The sequence below is a fragment of the Testudinibacter aquarius genome, from assembly GCF_004342725.1.
GTDB classification, from domain to species: Bacteria; Pseudomonadota; Gammaproteobacteria; order Enterobacterales; family Pasteurellaceae; genus Chelonobacter; species Chelonobacter aquarius.
In genome coordinates this window covers 83,203-105,001 of the sequence record NZ_SMCP01000007.1, presented here as the reverse complement: position 1 = coordinate 105,001, position 21,799 = coordinate 83,203, and the positions used below count along the sequence as shown (strand labels likewise).

18 protein-coding genes, 3 tRNA genes and 2 pseudogenes are annotated in these 21,799 nt (G+C 42.5%); 6 read left to right on the top strand and 17 right to left on the bottom strand.

Annotated elements, in window-relative coordinates; all coding sequences use genetic code 11:
* Window positions 1-4: 4 nt before the first annotated feature.
* The 11 genes from EDC16_RS08675 to EDC16_RS08625 all read right to left on the bottom strand — a co-directional run bounded on the left by EDC16_RS08675 (window position 5) and on the right by EDC16_RS08625 (window position 11,799).
* Complete coding sequence (locus tag EDC16_RS08675; RefSeq protein ID WP_132967444.1) at window positions 5-2,188, bottom strand: Tle-like phospholipase domain-containing protein; 2,184 nt, start codon at window positions 2,186-2,188, stop codon at window positions 5-7.
* Between the two features lie 162 nt (window positions 2,189-2,350).
* Complete coding sequence (locus EDC16_RS08670) at window positions 2,351-3,316, bottom strand: AEC family transporter (RefSeq protein WP_132967442.1); 966 nt, start codon at window positions 3,314-3,316, stop codon at window positions 2,351-2,353.
* A gap of 12 nt (window positions 3,317-3,328) precedes the next feature.
* Window positions 3,329-4,969, bottom strand: a complete 1,641-nt coding sequence (locus tag EDC16_RS08665) for a malolactic enzyme (protein ID WP_132967440.1) — start codon at window positions 4,967-4,969, stop codon at window positions 3,329-3,331.
* Between the two features lie 202 nt (window positions 4,970-5,171).
* A complete protein-coding gene (gene grxD, locus EDC16_RS08660) occupies window positions 5,172-5,516 on the bottom strand; it encodes a Grx4 family monothiol glutaredoxin (RefSeq protein ID WP_132967438.1) in 345 nt (114 codons plus the stop codon).
* 111 nt (window positions 5,517-5,627) lie between these two features.
* The gene (locus EDC16_RS08655; RefSeq protein ID WP_132967436.1) at window positions 5,628-6,443 is read right to left on the bottom strand and encodes a TPM domain-containing protein; all 816 of its coding nucleotides are present in this window, start codon (window positions 6,441-6,443) and stop codon (window positions 5,628-5,630) included.
* Entirely contained in the window at window positions 6,436-6,894 is a 459-nt protein-coding gene (locus tag EDC16_RS08650) for a TPM domain-containing protein (RefSeq protein ID WP_132967434.1), read from the bottom strand. Before EDC16_RS08650 ends, EDC16_RS08655 begins: the two co-directional genes overlap by 8 nt.
* A gap of 20 nt (window positions 6,895-6,914) precedes the next feature.
* The gene (locus EDC16_RS08645) at window positions 6,915-7,496 is read right to left on the bottom strand and encodes a LemA family protein (protein ID WP_132967432.1); all 582 of its coding nucleotides are present in this window, start codon (window positions 7,494-7,496) and stop codon (window positions 6,915-6,917) included.
* Between the two features lie 223 nt (window positions 7,497-7,719).
* Entirely contained in the window at window positions 7,720-7,935 is a 216-nt protein-coding gene (locus EDC16_RS08640) for a YgjV family protein (RefSeq protein WP_132967430.1), read from the bottom strand.
* Between the two features lie 36 nt (window positions 7,936-7,971).
* A complete protein-coding gene (gene glpK, locus EDC16_RS08635) occupies window positions 7,972-9,480 on the bottom strand; it encodes a glycerol kinase GlpK (RefSeq protein ID WP_132967428.1) in 1,509 nt (502 codons plus the stop codon).
* Window positions 9,481-9,508: 28 nt separating this feature from the next.
* The gene (locus EDC16_RS08630) at window positions 9,509-10,300 is read right to left on the bottom strand and encodes an MIP/aquaporin family protein (RefSeq protein WP_132967426.1); all 792 of its coding nucleotides are present in this window, start codon (window positions 10,298-10,300) and stop codon (window positions 9,509-9,511) included.
* A gap of 311 nt (window positions 10,301-10,611) precedes the next feature.
* Window positions 10,612-11,799 (bottom strand): polysaccharide deacetylase family protein, encoded by a 1,188-nt coding sequence (locus EDC16_RS08625; RefSeq protein WP_157330422.1) that lies wholly within the window; start codon window positions 11,797-11,799, stop codon window positions 10,612-10,614.
* A gap of 230 nt (window positions 11,800-12,029) precedes the next feature.
* Between EDC16_RS08625 and ttcA the strand changes: the two genes are divergently transcribed.
* The 3 genes from ttcA (at window position 12,030) to pgsA (ending at window position 15,549) form a co-directional block, all read left to right on the top strand.
* Window positions 12,030-12,977, top strand: a complete 948-nt coding sequence (gene ttcA / locus EDC16_RS08620; protein ID WP_132967422.1) for a tRNA 2-thiocytidine(32) synthetase TtcA — start codon at window positions 12,030-12,032, stop codon at window positions 12,975-12,977.
* A 29-nt stretch (window positions 12,978-13,006) separates the two neighbouring features.
* On the top strand, window positions 13,007-14,851 hold the full coding sequence (locus tag EDC16_RS08615) for an ABC transporter ATP-binding protein (protein ID WP_132967420.1): 1,845 nt from the start codon (window positions 13,007-13,009) through the stop codon (window positions 14,849-14,851).
* 140 nt (window positions 14,852-14,991) lie between these two features.
* Window positions 14,992-15,549, top strand: coding sequence for a CDP-diacylglycerol--glycerol-3-phosphate 3-phosphatidyltransferase (pgsA, locus tag EDC16_RS08610; protein ID WP_132967418.1), 558 nt, complete (start codon window positions 14,992-14,994; stop codon window positions 15,547-15,549).
* Window positions 15,550-15,670: 121 nt separating this feature from the next.
* Here the strand turns inward: pgsA and EDC16_RS08605 are convergent.
* From EDC16_RS08605 to EDC16_RS08595, 3 genes are all read right to left on the bottom strand, one after another.
* Window positions 15,671-15,757: transfer RNA gene (locus tag EDC16_RS08605), tRNA-Leu, on the bottom strand.
* A 21-nt stretch (window positions 15,758-15,778) separates the two neighbouring features.
* A tRNA-Gly gene (locus EDC16_RS08600) sits at window positions 15,779-15,854 on the bottom strand.
* 56 nt (window positions 15,855-15,910) lie between these two features.
* Window positions 15,911-15,987, bottom strand: a tRNA-Val gene (locus tag EDC16_RS08595).
* A 220-nt stretch (window positions 15,988-16,207) separates the two neighbouring features.
* On the opposite strand from EDC16_RS08595, the gene EDC16_RS08590 reads away from it, so the two are divergent.
* Entirely contained in the window at window positions 16,208-17,581 is a 1,374-nt protein-coding gene (locus EDC16_RS08590) for an L-cystine transporter (protein WP_132967416.1), read from the top strand.
* A 314-nt stretch (window positions 17,582-17,895) separates the two neighbouring features.
* Here the strand turns inward: EDC16_RS08590 and EDC16_RS12935 are convergent.
* Window positions 17,896-18,251, bottom strand: a pseudogene (locus tag EDC16_RS12935) (vitamin B12 dependent-methionine synthase activation domain-containing protein); the annotation flags it as partial.
* On the opposite strand from EDC16_RS12935, the gene EDC16_RS08580 reads away from it, so the two are divergent.
* The gene (locus tag EDC16_RS08580; protein WP_176551989.1) at window positions 18,250-18,522 is read left to right on the top strand and encodes a hypothetical protein; all 273 of its coding nucleotides are present in this window, start codon (window positions 18,250-18,252) and stop codon (window positions 18,520-18,522) included. The pseudogene EDC16_RS12935 and the gene EDC16_RS08580 sit on opposite strands and share 2 nt — an antisense overlap.
* A 45-nt stretch (window positions 18,523-18,567) precedes the next feature.
* Window positions 18,568-19,028: pseudogene (locus tag EDC16_RS08575) on the top strand (hypothetical protein).
* Window positions 19,029-19,131: 103 nt separating this feature from the next.
* On the opposite strand, the gene EDC16_RS08570 reads toward EDC16_RS08575, so the two are convergent.
* Window positions 19,132-19,842: a Fic family protein gene (locus tag EDC16_RS08570; RefSeq protein ID WP_232517203.1), complete on the bottom strand. Its 711-nt coding sequence runs from the start codon at window positions 19,840-19,842 to the stop codon at window positions 19,132-19,134.
* Between the two features lie 145 nt (window positions 19,843-19,987).
* Window positions 19,988-21,793 (bottom strand): UvrD-helicase domain-containing protein, encoded by a 1,806-nt coding sequence (locus EDC16_RS08565; protein ID WP_132967414.1) that lies wholly within the window; start codon window positions 21,791-21,793, stop codon window positions 19,988-19,990.
* Between the last annotated feature and the right edge of the window lie 6 nt (window positions 21,794-21,799).

Below are 21,799 nucleotides of genomic sequence, written 5' to 3'. Positions count from 1 at the left end.
GTATTTAAGCGATTAAGTTCACCGATTGCTCATAATATTCCGGCAAAGGAAAATAGTTTTTGCCTGCAATTTGACTGACAGTTTGATTAGTCACGCTCACATCAGTAAATTCAAAAACTTCTACTTGATAAGCATATCCCATTATCGGCTTAAACCAATTTTCCACTTTTATACTGTCTGATGTACCGCGCAATGCAACGATCAAATCATTTTTTTCCCTAAAAAAATAAGACTGCTCAATTTTGACATCAGTAAAATGCAAAACATCTCTACCCGCAAAAAAATCATAATCTTTGATCACATCCCGACCAAAATTAGTACCAAATATATAGGTATCATTGCCGATACCGCCTTGTAAAATATCGTTACCCTCACCACCATCTAGTCGATCATTACCCTGCCCACCAATCAAAATATCATTCCCAGCACCACCATATAACTGATCATTGCCCCACCCGCCATCTAAAATATTATTGCCTACATTGCCATGCAAAGTATTATTCAAAATATTTCCATATCCATCAATGGACTTATCACCAATCAATGTTAGTCTTTCGAAATGTTGACCTAGAGTATAAGTGACGCTGCTATTCACCAAATCATCCCCTTGGGCAATCCCTTCGATAATATGATCTCCATGATTATCGACATAATAAACATCATTACCGGCACCACCATACATTTTATCAGCACCTGTACCGCCATTAATCACATCATGCCCCTGCCCGGCAAAAATAATATCATCCCCACTGCCGGCCTTGATATTATCATCATGGTTGCCACCAATAATGATATTATTTGTTACTACATCGATTTCAGAGAAAAACATACCTCGTTCAATATGGTTATGAATAATCCAATCATCATTATTACCAGCACGTAAATCCGCCAGTAACGTCCCCTTTTCAATGAAATTTAACATCGCTAATTCATTAATAAATTCATTAATCAAAGCTTTTCTAGCCGTATCAGCCGTTGAAAAATAGAGCGCATCATGCCGAATTTCAAAGAATGACCCGACTTGCTCTCCTAAGGGAATATGGTAATAATAGTCAATGACCAAATTTAACAGTGCGCTGCGCAGTTTTGGATGAGACAACATATAATTATGTTCTAAATTATTAACTGAATTGACCACCAATTCAATATCATCAGCAAAAGCGTCTAAAAAACTGTAGTTTTTCCCCTCCATAAGATGACTGACTTCTTGTTGAATAAATCGAATTAATGTTGCTGTTTTATCTTTAGAATAATGTGAAGGCTCATAATTTTCTAAATTGGCAAAAATTTCTGTGAAATGGCGTGATAATAGACTGATTTTAGGTGCTATCATCGGTAACACGAGCAGTTCTAACCCATGATAGGTAAAGGTAGAAAGTGTCAGCTCTGCTTGATCCGCTTTAACGAGATTAAATTCGCCGGCAATTTTCAAGGCAGCCAATCCTTGCGTTAAAAACGGAATTCCATCTGTTAAAAACTCTCCTCTCAAGGCATAAGCAAGAATATTTTCTTCGCCCCGAATTTTTGTCGGAAAGGTTGCGGTATTCAGCACCACCGCACTAAACAGCTGCCCTAATAATTCAGAAACATCTGCAATGGGTTTCTCTACCGTATGATAGGCATTTAAATCTTGATCTTCTTCATAACCAAGCTGCCTTAATACCGTTGCGATATTTTTTGCCATTGCTTCCGTTGCTGCCAATCTAAATGGTGCCGGATCAAACGTTATTGCCGTTTTATCAAAAAATACTCCGGCTAATGCTGCTAATCCACCACCAAGTGAATGCCCGGTAAAACTAACCGTTTTATCCGGATAGTTAGAAACGATCTCTTTATAGTATATTGCTGCATCAAAAATCTGTTGATGTGCCTTGCCTGCAAGTGCGATCTGAAAATCGGCAACCCACTCCTTTAAATCCCCGACATTAGTACCGGCAAAAGCGATAACAATTTGATCATCCTTCATATAGGCTTTTGCTTCAAAGCCACTCGCTGTATTTTGTACATACCCAAGATCACCTGTTAACGGTACATTACTAGAAAGCGTCTTATCTAACGATTGCCATTCCGGTGGTAAAATAAAACGGTTGTTATCATGTCGGGCGATTACATTGGAATTTGCTGCCAGAATTGCATATTCTAAAGTCGAAATAGCACTGCTTGTTGAGCTAGTCAAGTTTGTAGCCATCTTATTTTCCTTATAGATCAAATAATAATTGGCAACTATCTTACAAGAGGAAATTTACTGATCACAATCAATTTTTTGTAAATAGTGTGATAGTAAAATGCGTGATTAAATTCTAGTAAAACCGCACTTGCATTTGTTAAACAAGCAAAGTGCGGTTTTGATTTAGGCAATCAACGGCAGAATCGCGTTGACGATTGGGATGACGATAATAAACAGTAAGGTGCTGGTGGTGACCACGTTGGTGGCATACTCCACATCGCCGTTGGCGGCATGCGCCAGAATCGGCAGCACTGCCAATGCAGGTACGGCAGATTGCACAATCAAAGTATAGGCTTCTGTTGGCGGTAAGCTGCCAAGTGAACCTGCACCGAACAGGATCAAACCGATGGTTAATCCCGGCATCAGGATAAAGCGTCCGATTAATGCGACTGTGGCATCACGATCAAAATGAATGCTCTTCAAGCCTGCGTCCGCCAGCACGATTCCGACATAGATTAATGCTAACGGAGTGACCAATTCACCGACATAACCCAAGGTCGAATTGACAAAGGTCGGCAACGGAATATCGGCAAGCAGAAACACAAATGCCAAGATCGCACCGATAATCGGCGGCGTTAACAGTTTTTTCAGATCAAAACTGCCCTGGCGTGTGTTCGCGTCGACCGTCGGATCATCATTGGCAATCAACCAGGCGCCGATTGTCCAAGTGGATACGGTGTTGACCAGATAACAGACCAGGAAATACGGCAAGCTGACTTCGCCGAAGAGTGCGACATTGAGCGGCAAACCGATAAAAATCGTATTGGCATTGACGATCACGTTGATAAAAACGCCGCGTCGACCACGACGAACTTTTAATACCTTGACCAATAAAAAAGCCACAGCATAAGCTAATAGCGTCGCCAACACGAAATAAACGAGCCCGCCGGACAATGAAAACAATTTATCACGGGTCAAATATTTCAGAATCGAAACAAAAATCCCCGCCGGCAGTGCAATATTCAAAATCAGCTTTGAAATATTGCCGCCGAAACTGTCTGCAAACCACCCTTTCTTTCGTAATCCGTAACCGAGCGCAATGATAAACAGAATCGGCAAGGTACTTTCGATTGAAGAGAGAAATTGCATAACATGCTCCTATTATTTAGTCAGATCCTGATATTCCGGAATCCATTTCAATTCATCAATGGCGTTATCCAGATCGGCAATCGGATGCTTATTCAGTTTCTGATCAACCGCACTTTGCGCCACACCTTTGGCAACGGTGCGTGAAAATTCGACTAATTTCGACACCGGTGGCAACACCGCCGCGCCCGCTTTGCTCGGATCAACCAAACCACCCAAGGAGTGTGCCGCTTTTGAGATCATGGTGTCGTTTAAAATCCGTGCTTGTGAAGCCAACACCCCCAAACCTAAGCCCGGATAAATCAAGGCGTTATTCGCCTGTCCGATTTCGTAAGTGACCCCGTTCAGCTCCACCGGGTCGGTCGGAATTCCTGTTGCCACCAAGGCTCTGCCGTCGGTCCAAGTCAGCAAATCTTTCGCGGTCGCTTCCGCTAATTCGGTCGGATTGCTGAGTGGGAAAATAATCGGGCGTTCGGTGTGCGCCGCCATCTCTTTAATCAGCGTTTCAGTAAAGGCACCGCCACAGGTGGAAGTCCCGACCAGAATTGTCGGATGCACGGCTTTGATTGCTGCTTCCAGCGAAGTCAATTCGTGGCTGTTGGCAAACTCGGCACGGCTGCGCGCAAATGGGCGTTGTTCCGGGGTTAAGTCATCCATATCATCAAACAACAAGCCTTGCACGTCCACCATATAGAATTTGGCACGCGCTTCTTTTTCGCTTAAGCCGTGTTGCAGCATTTCTTGATAAATCCGAGTGGTGATACCGGCACCGGCACTGCCCGCACCGAAGCACATATAGGTTTGGTCGGTGATATTTTGTTTGGAAATATTCAATGCGCCCAGAATCCCCGCCAACGTGATGATACCGGTACCTTGAATATCATCATTAAAGGTCGCAATTTTATCGCGGTATTTGTTCAGGATATTCGCCGCATTCGAGCGTCCGAAATCTTCCCAGTGCAGATACAGTTTCGGGAACAGGGCTTCGGCTTTTTGTACGAATTGATCGACAAATTGATAATATTGATCACCGCGCACCCGTTGGTGACGGTTGCCTAAATACAACGGATCATTGAGCAGCTGATCACGGTTGGTGCCGACATCTAACACCACCGGCAATACGCTGTTCGGATCGATTCCTGCCGCTGCAGTGTAAACCATCAGTTTGCCGACGGAAATATCAACGCCATTCACGCCCCAATCGCCGATACCTAAAATACCTTCCGCGTCGGTTGCAACGATCAGTTTGATATCGCGTCCATTCGCCGCATTTTTCAGCGTTGCCTCGATATTTTCCGGTTCATTGATCGATAAATACGCCGCATATTGCGGATCAACAAACAGTTCGTCATAGCGCTCAATCGATTCAGCAATGGTTGGATCATAAACAATCGGCATAAATTCAACCACATGACGGCTAAACAACGCATAAAATAAAGTGCGGTTTGTATTGAAAATCTCCATCAAAAAATGGCGTTTTTCGATGTTGGAGTCTTTCTTCTGATATTGGGCATAAGCCTGATTGGATTGTTCTTCAAGCGTTTGCACGCAAGCCGGCAACAAACCAGTCAAACCCAATTTTGCTCGCTCTTCCAAAGTAAAAGCAGTGCCTTTATTCAGGAACGGATCATTTAAAACATCATGGGATTTTTTCATTTTGTTTATCCTTGTATTGATTAATAAAGTCGCAATAATCATACGCCTGCGATTTAAACGTTAGCAAAACAATTTACAATCATTAATCAATTGGAGAAATATTGAAAATAAAAAAACCGCACTTTACTCTGTTATCGGATGATAACAGTCAAAGTGCGGTTTGAATGGAGTAAAAAAGAGAGAACTGTTTTACACGGTATATTTATGCTTCTGTTTTTTGTTCTGTCGCATATTTGTCTGCGACTTGTTTTAACATCGGCTGTAATTCGCCCTGTTGGAACATTTCCATCACGATATCGCAACCGCCAACCAATTCGCCTTCTACCCACAATTGCGGGAATGTCGGCCAGTTGGCGTATTTCGGCAACTCAGCGCGAATATCGGGATTTTGCAAAATATCCACATAACCAAATGGCACTTGGCAATGGATCAGGGCTTCCACAGTGCGTGCGGAAAAGCCGCACGACGGAAATTTTGGCGAGCCTTTCATATACAGAAGGATCGGGTTTTCGCTGATTTGTTGTTTGATCTTATCTAATGTTTCCATGCTGACCTCAGTAAAAAGCAGGGCGATTCCCTGCTTGTAAATGAATGATGGCTGATTGTATCACAGCACTGTGTTAACTCAATAAGCGGAATTGAATTTACCGCTTTTGCGTTACCAACTGCCGCCGGCACCACCGCCACCGGAAGAGCCACCGCCGAAACCACCGCCGCCTCCGCCAAAGCCACCACCGCTGCCGCTTCCGCCTCCAAAACCACCGCCGAAGCCGCCAAATCCTCCACCACTGCGGTTGCGACTGCGACGCAGCACTTGTCCGTTGCGCCCGATGGTATGGTTATTGGTCGGAGTGACATAATTGTTCGCTATTCTGTTAACCACCACAAACAGAATAAAAAGGATCACAAACCCCACAGGGATCAAGTCTTGTAGATTGCCTTGTTCAACCGGCTGTGGTGCATATTCACCTTTGCTGGCGGCAATAATCGAGTCAAGCCCATTATTGATCCCTTGATAGTAATTATTTTGTTTAAAATACGGGGTGATCTCATTACGAATCAGCTGTGACAACAGCGCATCGGGCAGTGCACCTTCCAGTCCTTGTCCCGGTGCAATAAAGATTTTGCGATCGTTCAAGGCAATCAGCATCAACACACCGTTATTCAGCCCTTTGCGTCCAATGCCCCATTTATCAACCAGCGCAAACGCAAATTCAGCGATCTCGTTATCCCCAACCGTTGGCAAAATTACCAACGCAATTTGCGAACTGGTCTGTTTGCCGTAAGCCGCCAGTTTGTTTTCTAGCGCATTTTGCTGCGCCGCCGTCAGCACATTGGTATAGTCACTGACATAACGAAACGGATTCGGCGATGCCGGCAACTCAACTGCCACTGCATTGACGCTGAAAAATAGGCAAAGTGCGGTCAGCACATAACCTAACTGATAACGTAGCCGAACAAAAAAGTTATTCATCAATAATCACCTCGTTCGGCAATTCATCGATGTCGTCCGCTTGACGTGGAAAATGGAGTGACAATTTTTCCGCCAGCAGATATAACGCAGCAATAATGCCTTTGGTCAAATTGCCTTGTGCTGCCTGCGCGGTGATCACATCACAGCAGCGTTGCCAAAAATCATCGTTCACAAACTGATGAATGCCGCTGTCGCCAATCACGGCACAACGGCGTTGTTTCAAGGCAACATAGATCAATACGCCATTATTCGCCGCCGTTTGTTGCATTTCCAGCTGAGTGAAAATCTGCTGCGCACGGGCGATAATCGGATTGGTGCTTTGTGCCAAGTCTTGCAACTTGGCATTTTTTTCAATATACACTCGCACTTCCGCCGATGTCTGCAACTCCAGTTGCTGAATGGCAGATTCGACCAGCGAGGAATCAATCGCCGACTTGGCAAATAATGGCATAACCTTCCGCTCTTTTTAGATTAATTAAAATTCACTGTCGGTGCGTTTTGCGAACCTTCTGCTGCTTGGAAATACGGCTTATCCTTAAAACCGAAAATCATCGCAACAAATTTGGTCGGGAACTGACGCACATAGCTGTTATAGGTTTTAGCTGCCGCATTAAAATCATTACGCGCTTTGTTGATCCGGTTTTCGGTGCCTTCCAATTGCGCTTGCAGATTCATAAAACCTTCATGTGCTTTCAATTCAGGATAACGTTCAACCGTCACCAACAAACGGGATAACGCCGAACCGACGGAATTTTGCTGTTGCTGGAATTGATTCAACTGCTCCTGAGTCATATTGGTTGGGTCAATTTTAGTTTGTGACGCTTTGGAACGGGCTTCGATCACGCCGGTTAAGGTATCGCGTTCAAAATTGGCTTGTCCTTGTACGGTGTTGACAATATTCGGGATCAAATCAGCACGGCGCTGATAAGACGATTCCACATTTGCCCAAACAGAATCAATCTCTTCCTCGGCACGCACTAAACCATTATAGCTGCTCATTAATGTAAAACCGGCAATCACGGCAACAATAATAATCGCAATCCATTTTTTCATGATAATTTCCTTTAAAAGTTTTATAACACCTTGATTTTACAAACTTTGTCAATCAAGGAAAGTATTTGAGCGGTTATCCGCCGTGTAAAAACGATTTATTGTCTAAGAAATGTTACTAAATTGCAAATTTCTTTATCCGTTGGATTTCCTTAACCTGAAAAAAGAAAAACCTCATTGCCAAACACAGCAACGAGGTTAATTCTTGACACATTGATGCGAATTATTATCGGCGTTTCAGTTTAACAATTTGATAAACATTCACTGCGGTAATAAACACATTCAATAAAATCACCGGCGTAGAGGCAATCAACACGCCGTACACAATGTATAACATTGCGCCGATGGAGTTGACGATTCGCAGGTGTAACATCGAGCTTAATAAAAACGAACCGGCAACAAAGGCGGTTGCAATATAGCCCAAAATATCAATTGATGGCATAATTTTCTCTTATTATTAATAGTGACTGGAAGATAATTACTCTTCCTCATTTTCCCAAGCAAGCGCACGTTTCACGGCTTTTTTCCAACCATTATAACGCCGCGTGCGTTTCTCTTCGCAGCCATCCGGTGCAAAAGTCCGCTCGATGCTTGCTTTATCTTTCAACTCATCCAGATTTTTCCAGAAGCCCGTTGCCAATCCCGCCAGATAAGCTGCACCCAGTGCGGTCACCTCTTTCACTTTTGGACGCTCAACAAGGGTGTTAAGAATATCAGATTGGAATTGCATTAGGAAGTTATTTGCAGTCGCGCCGCCATCAACACGTAATTTTTGCAATTTTTCTCCAGAATCTGATTGCATTGCATCCAAAACATCACGGGTTTGATACGCGATCGATTCCAACGTGGCGCGCACGATATGGTTGCGGTTCGCACCTCTGGAAAGCCCTAAGATCGCACCACGTGCATACGGATCCCAATAAGGTGCACCCAAGCCGGTAAACGCCGGAACCACATAAACCCCGTTACTATCCGGCACTTTTTGCGCAAAATATTCGGAATCGTAACTGTCGTGTACAATTTTCAACTCGTCACGCAGCCATTGAATCGAAGCACCACCCATAAAAATCGATCCTTCCAGTGCGTAACACGGCGAACCGTCGGCATTACAGGCAATGGTCGTCAGCAATCCGTTTTGCGAACGCACCGCTTTGTCACCGGTATTCATTAGTAGAAAACAGCCTGTGCCGTAGGTGTTTTTCGCCATACCGGCTTTCACACACAGGTGCCCATAAAGTGCGGCTTGCTGATCGCCCGCCATTCCTGCCACCGGAATCCGCACGCCTCCTTTACCGCCAATATTGGTTTCTCCGTAAATTTCTGAGGATTTTTTCACTTCAGGCAGCATGGCACGCGGAACGCCTAAAATTTCCAGCATTTTTTCGTCCCACTGCATGGTATGAATATTGAACAACATGGTACGCGACGCATTGGTATAATCGGTGACATGCGCCCGCCCTTGAGTTAATTTCCACACGAGCCAAGTATCTACGGTGCCGAACAGTAATTCGCCTTTTTCAGCTTTTTCACGTGCACCTTCGACGTTGTCCAAAATCCATTTCACTTTAGTGCCGGAAAAATAGGGGTCAACCACCAAACCGGTCGTGGCTTTAATGTACTCTTCATGCCCTTCGGCTTTCAATTGTTCACAAATTTTTGCGGTGCGACGGCACTGCCATACAATCGCATTGTACACCGGCTTGCCCGTCTCTTTTTCCCACACAATCGTGGTTTCACGTTGGTTGGTGATCCCGATACCGGCGATCATGTCTGAGGTGATCCCCGCCATGGCTACCGCTTCATTCAATGTCGAACTTTGCGTTGCCCAAATTTCCATCGGATTGTGTTCAACCCAGCCGGCTTGAGGATAAATCTGAGTGAATTCACGCTGTGCCACACTCACCACATTAGCATCATGATCCAAAATCAGCGCTCTGGAACTGGTAGTGCCTTGATCTAGGGCAATAATGTATTTTTTGTCAGTCATAATCGAGTCCTTTTTATAAAGAGGTTAATCAATTTTTGCAATTACAAGGTAAGTTTTTATTAATCAATCGGTTATAAGCATATGCACCAATCCATGCACCAACAATCGGTGCGACAATCGGCACGATAAAATACGGAATTGGCTGTCCGCCGGTGAAAGCAATGTCACCCCAACCCGCCAGATAAGCAAACAGTTTAGGACCAAAATCCCGTGCCGGATTCATCGCAAAACCGGTCAGCGGCCCCATAGAACCACCAATAACCGCAATCAAGATCCCGATTAATAATGGTGCTAACGGGCCTCTTGGTAAGCCATTACCATCATCGGTCAACGCTAAAATCAGCGCCATCAGCACCGCAGTAATCACCATTTCTACTGCAAACGCTTGCATGAAACCCAGTTGCGGATGCGGATAGGTCGAGAATGTGCCCGCTAAATTCAGGCTTTCTTTGCTACCCCGTACAACATTGTTGACTGTTTCCCATTCGATAAATAAGTTACGGTATAAAAAATAGACCATAGCGGCTGCGCAAAAGGCACCGGCGATTTGTGACAGGATATAAGGCAGCACTTTCTTCCCATCAAAACAAGCAAATTTCCACAGCGCAATCGTTACTGCCGGATTCAAATGTGCCCCTGAAACACCGGCAGTCGCATAAACGGCTAAAGCAACCCCCATCCCCCACATGATACTGATTTCCCATTGCCCGAATCCTGCGCCCGCCACTTTGAGCGCAGCCACACAACCTACACCAAAAAAAATCAACAGCCCAGTTCCTAAAAACTCGCCAATACAAGCTGCTTTAAGCGATCTTTCCATTTGAATTTCTCCATACGCTAGTAAAATAATCACCAAACGAACACCCTGAATTTTCCTTTTGGAAAATTTAGCGATAATCTAGCGAATATTATTATTTTTAGAAAGGGTATTGTTATCAGTTTGTGATGAACCTCTAATTATTTATTCAATAACAATTTCATCTCGTTATTCAATATTTGTCTGAGGTTTTAAGATAGGGTTGGAAAAAATTAAAATGTTTTCTGCCGGGTGAATTTCAATAACGAAAAACAAAAACATACAGCACGTCTACTTTAGAATATGCTCACCGATCGAGGCTCAATCGGTGGCTATTATTGGGCTAATTTCTGAAGAATTTGTTGTGGGTTATCTTCTTTCAACAGATAAATTCGCTTTAGTTGATAGCGATCATCACCAAAATTGACTTTACCGATTTGCGTGCTGAACGCCAACTGGAAGCCAGCCTGTTCAGCCGCTTTTTTGGCAAGAGAAGTATAACTGCCGTAAGGATAAGCCAAATACCGTACTTTGGGGTTGAACTCATGCAGCACTTGAATTGAACGCTGAAAATCAACCAGCATATTGTGCAAAGAACGGCGCAGCATAATCGGTTGTTTTTTCAATAACCGGTGCAAAAAATGGGTGTGCGATTGTAGATCCACCAACGGCTGCATCTGTTGGTATTGCGTTCGGGTAATAAACTGCAATTGATTCGGATCCCAAGGCGCTAAAGTATATTTCATCCGCGACGAGATGACAAAAATGGTGGCATTAAAGCGATATTTTTTCAAAATTGGAAAAGCATAACGATACACCGATTCCAAGCCGTCATCAAAGGTAATACTGATCAATTTATCAGAAAAATGAGCACTACCGTTCAGATAATTTTCGATATCATAGAGTGAAATTGTACGGTAACCTTGCTGTTTCAGCAATGCCATTTGCTGCTCGAATGCCGTGACTGATGTCGTCGTTGATGTTTGCCGAAAATAGCGGTTTTCAGCATTTTTTAATAAATGATGGTAGGTTAACACCGCAATGCCACGATCTTTTTCTACATCAGGGGCAGCAATAAAAAGCGTTTTGCCCCCAAACCGCACTTTATACCAACCGTCTTGCTCTGCCACAAACGGATAGCGCAAGTGCGGTTTCAGCTCAGCAACCACCGCTGAATCTCGGCGGCTATCGGCATATAACCGCACGTTATCTTTGGTCACCAAATAACCTTGCATGGGTGTATGCTCTTCCGGCATAGCGTTGCTTTTGCCGGGTGCTGCACCAACATGACAACTCGGCGCCAACATCGCAGCGCCCTGTCCAAATTGGGTGCTGTTTTGCCCTTTCAACACACTATTCAACCACACTGACTGCCCAGGTAAAATTTCAGCAACAACTTGCTGTTTGCCAGAGACAACTGCTGACAATAAACAGTGCGTTTGTGTTATGACAGCTTGCTTTATTTCAGTTTTTGTCAAAGTACCATCTGAAGACATCGCCAAACCGAACAGCGGAATTGTCAAGAAACAACATCCTAAAACCAAGCGCAGAAGTGAATGAAAGCGTTGCATAACCTGAATAAATCGAAGATTAAAAGAAATGGAATAAAATTATACTGTAAATAAATTTATTTTTATTGCAGGTTTAATCAATTTTACAGTCTAGGGTCTATTGATAAAAAAGTAGCATTTCCCCGCATTAGCCATTATCCTATGCACTGATTTTTATTCACCCAAACCGCACTTTAATAATCATGAGCAAGACTGAATCCACTGTTGAACCTAGCCAACAGTCTAAAAAACAAACCTATAATTTCAATAAACTACACAAACGTTTGCGCCGTAACGTAGGCAATGCGATTGCCGACTTCAATATGATCGAGGCCGGCGATAAAGTGATGGTATGCCTTTCCGGCGGCAAAGACAGTTATACCTTGCTGGATATTTTGCTGAACTTACGCCTGAATGCGCCGATTGATTTCGAGATTGTGGCCGTAAATTTGGACCAAAAACAACCGGGCTTTCCAGAAGATGTGCTGCCTAATTATTTAAGCCAATTAGGTATCGAATACCATATTGTCGAAGAGAATACCTACGGCATCGTAAAAGAGAAAATTCCGGAAGGCAAAACCACCTGCTCGCTCTGCTCCCGGCTGCGGCGAGGCATTTTATATCGCACTGCAACAGAACTGGGTGCCAGCAAAATCGCTTTAGGACACCATCGTGACGATATGTTGGAAACGCTATTTTTAAATATGTTTTACGGCGGTAAGCTGAAAAGTATGCCGCCAAAGCTGATCAGCGATGACGGTAAACAGATTGTGATCCGCCCGTTAGCCTATTGCAAAGAAAAAGATATTGAAAAATATGCCAGAGCCAAAGCGTTCCCGATTATCCCATGTAATTTATGCGGCTCACAGCCGAATTTGCAACGCCAAGTGGTAAAAGAGATGCTGCAAACATGGGATCGGCAATACCCCGGTAGAATCGAAACCATGTTTAGTGCGCTGCAAAATGTCACGCCGTCACATCTTTGTGATCCAAAACTGTTTGATTTTAAAAATATTCGTCGCGGTGAACTGCTACAAGGGGTAGAAGGCGATATCGCTTTTGATAATGAACCATTGAAGCCTATTCAGTGGCAAGATGACGACAGCGATTATACTGACACCCAGCAAATTCAATTTAAACAAGTAAATTAAGCCGAAGTTAACACAAGAGTTTTAATAAAATGAGAAAATTATTCGAATGGTTTGAAGCACGGATCGATCCCTATCCGTCCTCAGCACCAGTCACCCCAAAAAACAATTTATTCAGCTTTATCTGGTCCGGCTTGGATGGTTTACGCTGGTGGTTGTTGGCATTGATTATTCTCTGCGTCGGGATGGGTATTTTTGAAGCTATGCTGTTCAAAATTATGGGATTGCTGGTCGATTGGCTGGCGACTTACTCTGCCAATACGCTATGGGCGGAAAAACGTGGCAGCTTCATGACAATTATCCTGTTTTTAATCAGTAGTGCATTTTGGTTATGGTTGCTGTGCAGTGTGCGTTTTCAAACCCTGCAAGGGGTATTTCCGATGCGATTGCGTTGGAACTTCCACCGCTTGATGTTGGGACAAAGCCTGTCGTTTTATCAAGATGAATTTGCCGGGCGAGTCTCAGCCAAAGTGATGCAGACCGCACTTGCAGTGCGTGACACCGTGATCACCTGTACCGATATGGTGGTGTATGTGGCGGTCTATTTCATCTCTTCCGGAGTCATTTTGTTTCAGTTCGACGGCTGGCTGCTGTTGCCGTTTCTCGGCTGGATTTTCTTGTTCAGTTGCGTGATGTTCTATTTTGTGCCAAAACTCGCTGACACCGCCAACAAACAAGCCGATGCCCGTTCATTAATGACCGGACGCATCACCGATGCTTACGCCAATATCACTACGGTCAAACTGTTTTCCCATGGTGAACGCGAATCAAACTATGCCAAATCCTCGATGCAAGAATTTATGTATACCGTGCATGCACAAATGCGTTTGGTCACCAAACTGGAAGTCTGCAACCACATTCTGAATGTCTCTTTGGTCGCCGCAACTGCCGGTTTATGTGTCTATCTATGGACTTTAGAGCAAATTAATGTGGGTGTGGTCGCTGCGGCAACTGCAATGGCACTGCGTGTCAGCGGCCTATCGCATTGGATCATGTGGGAATCAGCCCGACTGTTTGAAAATATCGGTACCGTACAAGACGGCATGGGAACACTCTCCAAACCACACACCGTAGTGGACAGCAAACACGCCAAACCACTGGAAGTTCGTGGTGGTGATATCCGCTTTGATCACGTCAATTTTAACTATGACGAAAACCGCACTTTGCTGAAAGATTTCAATCTGCACATTAAGCCGGGCGAAAAAGTGGGCTTGGTCGGGCGTTCCGGTGCAGGCAAATCCACCCTCACCAATTTGCTGTTGCGTTTTTATGATATCGACAATGGGCAAATCTTGATTGACGGACAAAATGTGAAAGACGTTACCCAAGAGAGCCTGCGTGCACAAATCGGTCTGGTTACTCAAGACACCTCGCTGTTGCACCGCTCAGTGCGTGACAATATCATCTATGGCCGCCCGAATGTAGATGAAAGTGCGGTTCTGAAAGCGGCTCAACAAGCTGCCGCCGATCAATTTATCCCGCACTTGCACGATTCACACGGACGTACCGGCTACGATACCCACGTGGGCGAACGTGGCGTCAAGCTCTCCGGCGGGCAACGCCAACGTATTGCCATCGCACGCGTTATGCTGAAAGATGCCCCAATTCTGCTGTTGGACGAAGCCACCAGTGCCTTGGACTCCGAAGTGGAAATTGCAATTCAGGAAAATCTTGAAAAGCTAATGGAAAATAAAACCGTTATCGCCATCGCTCACCGTTTATCCACCATTGCCGCAATGGATCGGCTGATTGTGATGGATCAAGGGCAAATCATCGAACAAGGTACTCACCAAGAATTGCTTGCTCTAAACGGGGTTTACGCCAAACTCTGGTCGCATCAAAGTGGTGGTTTTTTAGCGGAAACCACTGAAATTTAATGGCTAATGGGGGTAAAATATTAGGGTCTGTTGATGTTTGTTGATAATTTGATCCATAGACGCTTTTTATTTTACCCTTTAGCTTATTTACGTTAGAATAAGCATAATTCTGCCATCACATATTTCATGATAAGGCCGCCATGAAATTGAATATACCGACCTTCCTCACCTTATTTCGGGTTGTTTTAATCCCGTTTTTTATCGTTTGTTTTTACCTGCCGTTTAAATGGGCACCGTTTTTGACCGCACTTTTATTCTTAATTGCCGCAATCACCGACTGGTTTGACGGGTTCTTAGCAAGACGATGGAAACAAACCACCCGTTTCGGTGCATTTCTCGATCCAGTTGCCGATAAAGTGATGGTCGCAGCCGCACTGGTTTTGGTGGTACAACATTACCACAGCTTCTGGGTCACTATTCCGGCTATCGTGATGATCTCGCGAGAAATTATTATCTCTGCCTTAAGAGAGTGGATGGCAGAAATCGGTGATCGCAACAAAGTAGCAGTCTCTTGGTGGGGAAAACTCAAAACCACAGCGCAAATGGCGTCCTTAGTCGGTCTGTTATGGCGCTATAATCCGTTGATGGAACAGATTGCAACCGTTGCCCTCTATCTGGCGGCAATTTTGACTGTCTGGTCTATGGTGCAGTATCTGAATGCCGCCAAAGGCAGCTTGTTGGATGATATTACCCCGTAACAGATAAATTCAGCCACCACCACACGCCACTAAAATAAAAGTGCGGTATATAAGAAATAAAAAAGCCGCTTTCTCTTAATGAGACAAGCGACTATCTTCTTGACTGTATTATACTTGCAAATGGTGCCCGAGGGCGGACTTGAACCGCCACAGCCCGAAAGCCGAGGGATTTTAAATCCCTTGTGTCTACCGATTTCACCACTCGGGCAATATAATTATTACAAAAAATTGGAGCGGGAAACGAGACTCGAACTCGCGACCCCAACCTTGGCAAGGTTGTGCTCTACCAACTGAGCTATTCCCGCTTTATTTTGATACACTACTTTGTTGAAGTAGGTATGTTGTTTCACTGAAAAAGTGATGGTGCGACCGGGTGGACTCGAACCACTGACCCCCACCATGTCAAGGTGGTGCTCTAACCAACTGAGCTACGGTCGCATTTTGAAGTGGCGCTATCATAGCGATTTTCATCTGAGGTCACAAGTTTTTTTTCGGGATAAAAAGCTGATTGTTAACTTTTTGAACAATATGCAGAGAAAACCATCGCCTTCACGATTGTTATAACAGATTGGAATAATTTATCTATTATTTTAATTTGTCTTTTTATTACAAACGACTATGCTATTAACATTATTGAACCTTATAAACGGAGTTTCTCATGACTTTTTCTCTACTATTGAATTTAGTCGTATTCGCTGCCCTGCTAGTCACACTCTACTGGTTTAAAAAGCGCGGTAACAGCTTGTCGATGACAGTGTTGCTTGCTTTGGTATTGGGATTACTGTCCGGCGTGGTACTACAAAATTTATACAGCGATAATCAAAGTGCGGTCAGCCAAACTATTGACTGGATCAATCTGGTCGGTAATGGTTATGTTCGCTTGCTGCAAATGATTGTGATGCCGCTGGTATTTGTCTCGATTTTATCCGCCATCACCAAATTGCACAATGCCGGCTCGTTAGGAAAAATCAGTTTCAGTATTTTAGGCGTTTTGCTGTTTACTACCGCAATTGCGGCGCTGGTCGGTATTGGATTTAGCATTTTATTCAACCTCAACGCCGATGGCTTAATTGCAGGTGCCCGTGAAGCCGCTGCACAAGAACGGGTTTTAGGACGTGTGGATCAAGTCGCTAATTTAACCATTCCCTCAATGTTACTTTCTTTTATTCCACGCAATCCGTTTGCCGAACTGACCGGTGCCAATCCGACTTCGATTATCAGCACCGTGATTTTTGCCGCATTCTTGGGGATCGCTACATTACGCCTGCGCAAAGATAATGCAGACATTGCCGAGCGTATTTCACAAGGCACTGAAAGCTTGAATAAGCTGGTGATGAGCCTGGTTCGAATCATCATCAACCTGACACCTTACGGTATTCTGGCACTAATGACGCGCATGGCGGCAACTTCTAGCCTGACCGATATTCTGAATTTACTGAATTTTATTATCGCTTCTTATCTGGCGATTGCGGTGATGTTTATAGTACACGGCGTGTTGTTGGGACTCAGTGGTATCAATCCGCTCAGCTATTATAAAAAAGTACTACCGACCTTACTGTTCGCTTTCACCTCACGTTCCAGTGCAGCAACCATTCCGTTGAATATTGAAACCCAAACCAATCGTCTGGGTAACTCCGGCACAATTGCTAACTTCTCGGCGACCTTTGGCGCCACCATCGGACAAAACGGCTGCGCGGGGATTTATCCGGCAATGCTCGCGTTTATGGTTGCACCGTCGGTGGGAATTGATCCGCTGGCGCCGCAATTTATTTTATCATTAATCGCAATTGTCACCATTTCCTCCTTCGGCATTGCCGGTGTCGGCGGCGGCGCTACCTTTGCTGCGATTGTAGTACTTTCAACCATGGGTTTACCGCTGACTTTAGTCGGGTTACTGATCTCAATCGAGCCGTTGATTGATATGGGCCGAACCGCACTTAACGTCAATGGTGCGATAACCGCCGGTACACTCAGCAGTAAATGGTTAAAGCAGACCGATTGGCAGGTTTTTACTAATAATAAAGCGGAATAAACCACACTTGAGTTCACTTAACTCAATAAAAAAACTCAATTGTTTGATCTGTTAGAATAGTTCGATGATTTATTGTACTAACCAATAATTGGTTAGTACAATAATTACACATTATAAATGTCTATTTATTATTTTTATTAGGGTCTATTGATCTTTATTTATATTTTGAGTTGTCGTTTAAAATTAGCGCAATCTAAGCGTAAGCCGAAATCAATAGTGGGACTATTGATGAAGATTACAACGACGAGTGTGCTAATTTTAAACACAATTCTCTGGACTATGACTCTTTTTCGCTATTACTTTTCGCTAGGCATAGTGCGGTCGGAATTTTGATAAATTTCAATATCATCACCTGTGCGATAGGCAGGGAAAATGCCCATAATACCGTTCGGATTTAATTTACTATTTTGCTCAAATTCATAGAGCATCACTTGTGCGTCATTCCACACACGGCAGGCTTCTTCGCCGCCTTCCGGGTAATCAAAGGTATCAGGATAACCACCCATTAAGCCCCATAAGCGGAAAAACGGTGACCAGTCGATAAATTGCGCAGCGTGGCAATCGGCACGTTTTTATATTCCACAATGCCGGTTTGATTCGGTTGTGGCACGTTGTAATCCGCCCATTCGCCACTAAAGGCGTTGAAACCGTTGGCTCGGGCTTGTTCAATGCCACCATCAGCAAAACCGGCTATATCCGCGAATCGCGGTTATAACTTGGTTTTTATCAATAAACACCGTTGCGATGATGGTGCCACCATCGGCGTGATTAACCTAAACAACAAAAGCTCCGCCGCCCGCTCCAATTTCACCAAAAACAAACTGCAAGCCCACGGCTGTCTTGCGCTCAATGATTTGATCATTAATGAGAATAACGATCAAGATATTGAAGCCTATGATCAGGTTGGGCTGGATCTATTGATTGAACAGGTGGCGAGTTAAATTTAAAAAAGTACGGTGAATTTGACCGCACTTTAGGGCTGTATAATGAAAAAACGTAAACTGATTTTATTCACTTTAACCATTACAACCTTATTTACCTGCACCTCTCAGCCGGCAAAAAAGTGCAGACCGGTTATCTGAAAAACACTATCAGCCAAGCCGAACTTTCTAATGTCGCCGACTACAAGCGTTACTTTTATTCATGTAATAACTTTGAAACCGGCGGCACATCCTTTTTATCGACCTATTTTCCACTTTGGCGAGAAAGCCGTTTAAAACACAATTTCGGCATCTATTTTCAGCTAGACGGTGGCAAAGCAGAACCTTTTGATCATATTGCTAATGTTCCACTCAATGCCCGCAGCTCACGTTTTGAAGTCATGTATCGTTCTTACCACCCAATTCAAGGATATTCTATTGACTTAATCGCCCGTGAACACAGCTCCACATACTATAAAAATATCAACGGAACAAAAGTGCCTTGGTTGGAGTGTAGGGAGGGGTAGGAAATACATACTTCCATTGTTGGCGAAAGTTTTTAACTTGTGCCATTTGGGAGCTATGAATTGCTGATATGTAACTCTCTATTATTCAACAAATTTTCTTCATCTAACAGTAGATTACGCAAAAAACGCACCAAATATTCTGTAGTTGAATACACGCATTTTCAGCAAAAATATCATTACTGGCATCAAAGCCTAACGTTTTTAAATATTTCAGTAAAAATACCGCACCTATACGAGTATTGCCTTCTTCAAAGGGGTGAATTTGCCATAATCGTGCAATAAAAATAGCTAAATGTTCAATTACGGTATCAATTGATAACCCTTTATAACTAAATATTTTTTCTTGAGCTAAATCGTATTCCAACATTGCTTGTAACTCGGCAGCTGCACCATAAACCACCGTTTCACCGTCTAAAATCCACTCTTTTTTGCTGATATTATAGTGGCGTATTTTCCCTGCATGTGGATAGATTCCCGTAAACAGCTGTTTATGAATAGCAAGATATTGGCTAACGTTAAAAGAAAATGCCGGCTCAGACAACAACTTAGCGATTTGTACCGAAACCTTATCCGCTTCTTCCGTACGGCTTTCATCGAGCGTTGGTTGAGCCGCATAATATTGACTAATCCACTGTTCCGCAGTTTCAATGGAAATCTTCCCGTCAATATGCTTAATCGCCATTTCACGCAAATAACGAGGGGGCTGCAAGCCATCGACATCTTGCAACCCAATCGCCGTCTGCCACGCATAGCCTTTTTGTTTCTTGCTTGGTTCGATATGGCGGATATAATCTTTAAACGGATCGTTGGTCATTGGTTTTCCTGAATTATTAAAATCTTTGGCTTAAACGTAAATTAGCAGTTCATAATGGTTTAACCAAATACCATAAGATCATGTGCGCTAAAGATTTTTTAATAAAAATAGCTAGTAATAATTATATTATTACTAACAAGTTGGACTACTCTGCTATTATTTCAATCTCATCTTCAGCAAACCACCCCGAGTTTACTGCTTTTTCTTTTAAAGTCGCAATATCACTAGTATATGCCACCACGACTAGAGACTTTTCTGCTCTACTACAAATAACATAAAATAATCTAGCGGTTCTCGATAAAACATTATCTTTACCACTTACAATATTCTTTTTGTCTGTATCACTAAGTGCTTCCACTCTCATTAACTTATTATATTTAAATAAAAATCCATTAGCTTCACTATCATCTAATATAGCCATTACTCTAGGAAATTCTAGCCCCTTCACTCCTTGATGAGTACCAAAACTTAATATTCCCTTAGCATATAAACTATATTTTTTAAGTTGATCTAAACTAGCTTTTAATGCTTGATTCCATAAAAAATCCTTATCATCTATTTCATAAGATTGCTTATCAAAGTTTAAACCATTCTTAATATCATCTGGTATTTCCAATATATCTTTATTATAGATATATGATAATATATTTTCTAATGTATTATCATCTCTTACTAAAGAGTAAAAATCTTCTACGTCTTTCTTAAACGAAATAAAATTATCTTCTATCTTACTTTTATCCATTCTGTGAGAATATTTTTCCAATATCCTCATTAAAGTGAAAGAGTTATTTTCCTGAATGCTTTCAAGTAAAGGTAAAAATTGATATAAAAGAAATTGCACACAGGCCCCTGTATTTTGTAGTAAATTATCTCTTATAATATTATTTTTAGATAGAGGTAAGAAAAATTTTTCAAATCCAGACCTTTTGGCAGCCATGGCATGCTCTAAAACTAAAGTTTTTACATTTCTAATATTATTCCAGTGAGGATCTGAAGATATTAAAGACATTTGTTCTCTAATACATTGTTCTTTTTCTCGTTTATCTTTAATATCGCTATTAAGAATAAATAGTCTTACAGTTCCTTTTTCATCTTTTCTTGCAATTTGGGGTATAAAATTTTCACTACTATCTTTCCCAATCTTATTAATTAAGTCAACTATTCTAATTGAACATCTATAGTTATCTTGTTTATAAGGTCTTCCCCAATCTTGTGGCAAACTTATAGCTAATTCAGGATAGCCACTTGAATAGATTTGTTGAGTTAGATCTCCAAATAATCCTAAACAGAATTGTTTTGAGTTCGCTTTTTGGGTTTCAATTAAAGAAATTAACAATTCTTTTTGTGTATCCTGGGATTCATCAATAAAAAGAATAGGATATTGGCTAATCAAAATATCTTGCATTAACGAGTGTTCTTTCATAAATTTTGCCAAAATTGAGATAACCTCTGAATGATTAAGCGTACCTTTTCCAATCAAAACTTCTGTAGGGCTATAAATAAAACTAGTTATAGTTTCCAGACTCTCTAATCTAGCTTGTATTTTTCTCAAATCTTTCTGATAATTTTCTCTAGAATTATTATTTCTTGCTTTATTTATTTTATCTTGTAAATTATCAATATCATTATTTAGCTTTTTCTCTAAAAACTCTTTTATATTTTTTGTAAATGGTTTTATAAGCTCCCAAGAAAAGCTATGAATAGTTGACACACTAAATGTATAATCATATTGAAGTCGATGATTTATTTCTTCACAAGCAGCATTTGTAAAAGTAATTACTTTTACTTTCTGGCCTTTTCTGAATAAATTACCCCCATGCTCTTTTTTTATTTTTTCTAATACATTCACTAATGTCCTTGTTTTACCTGATCCTGCACCAGCAAAGAGAAGAAAACTTTTTGGCGGATTTCCGGTTACATAGGAATAAATTTCATCATCCACATTATTCATATTGCC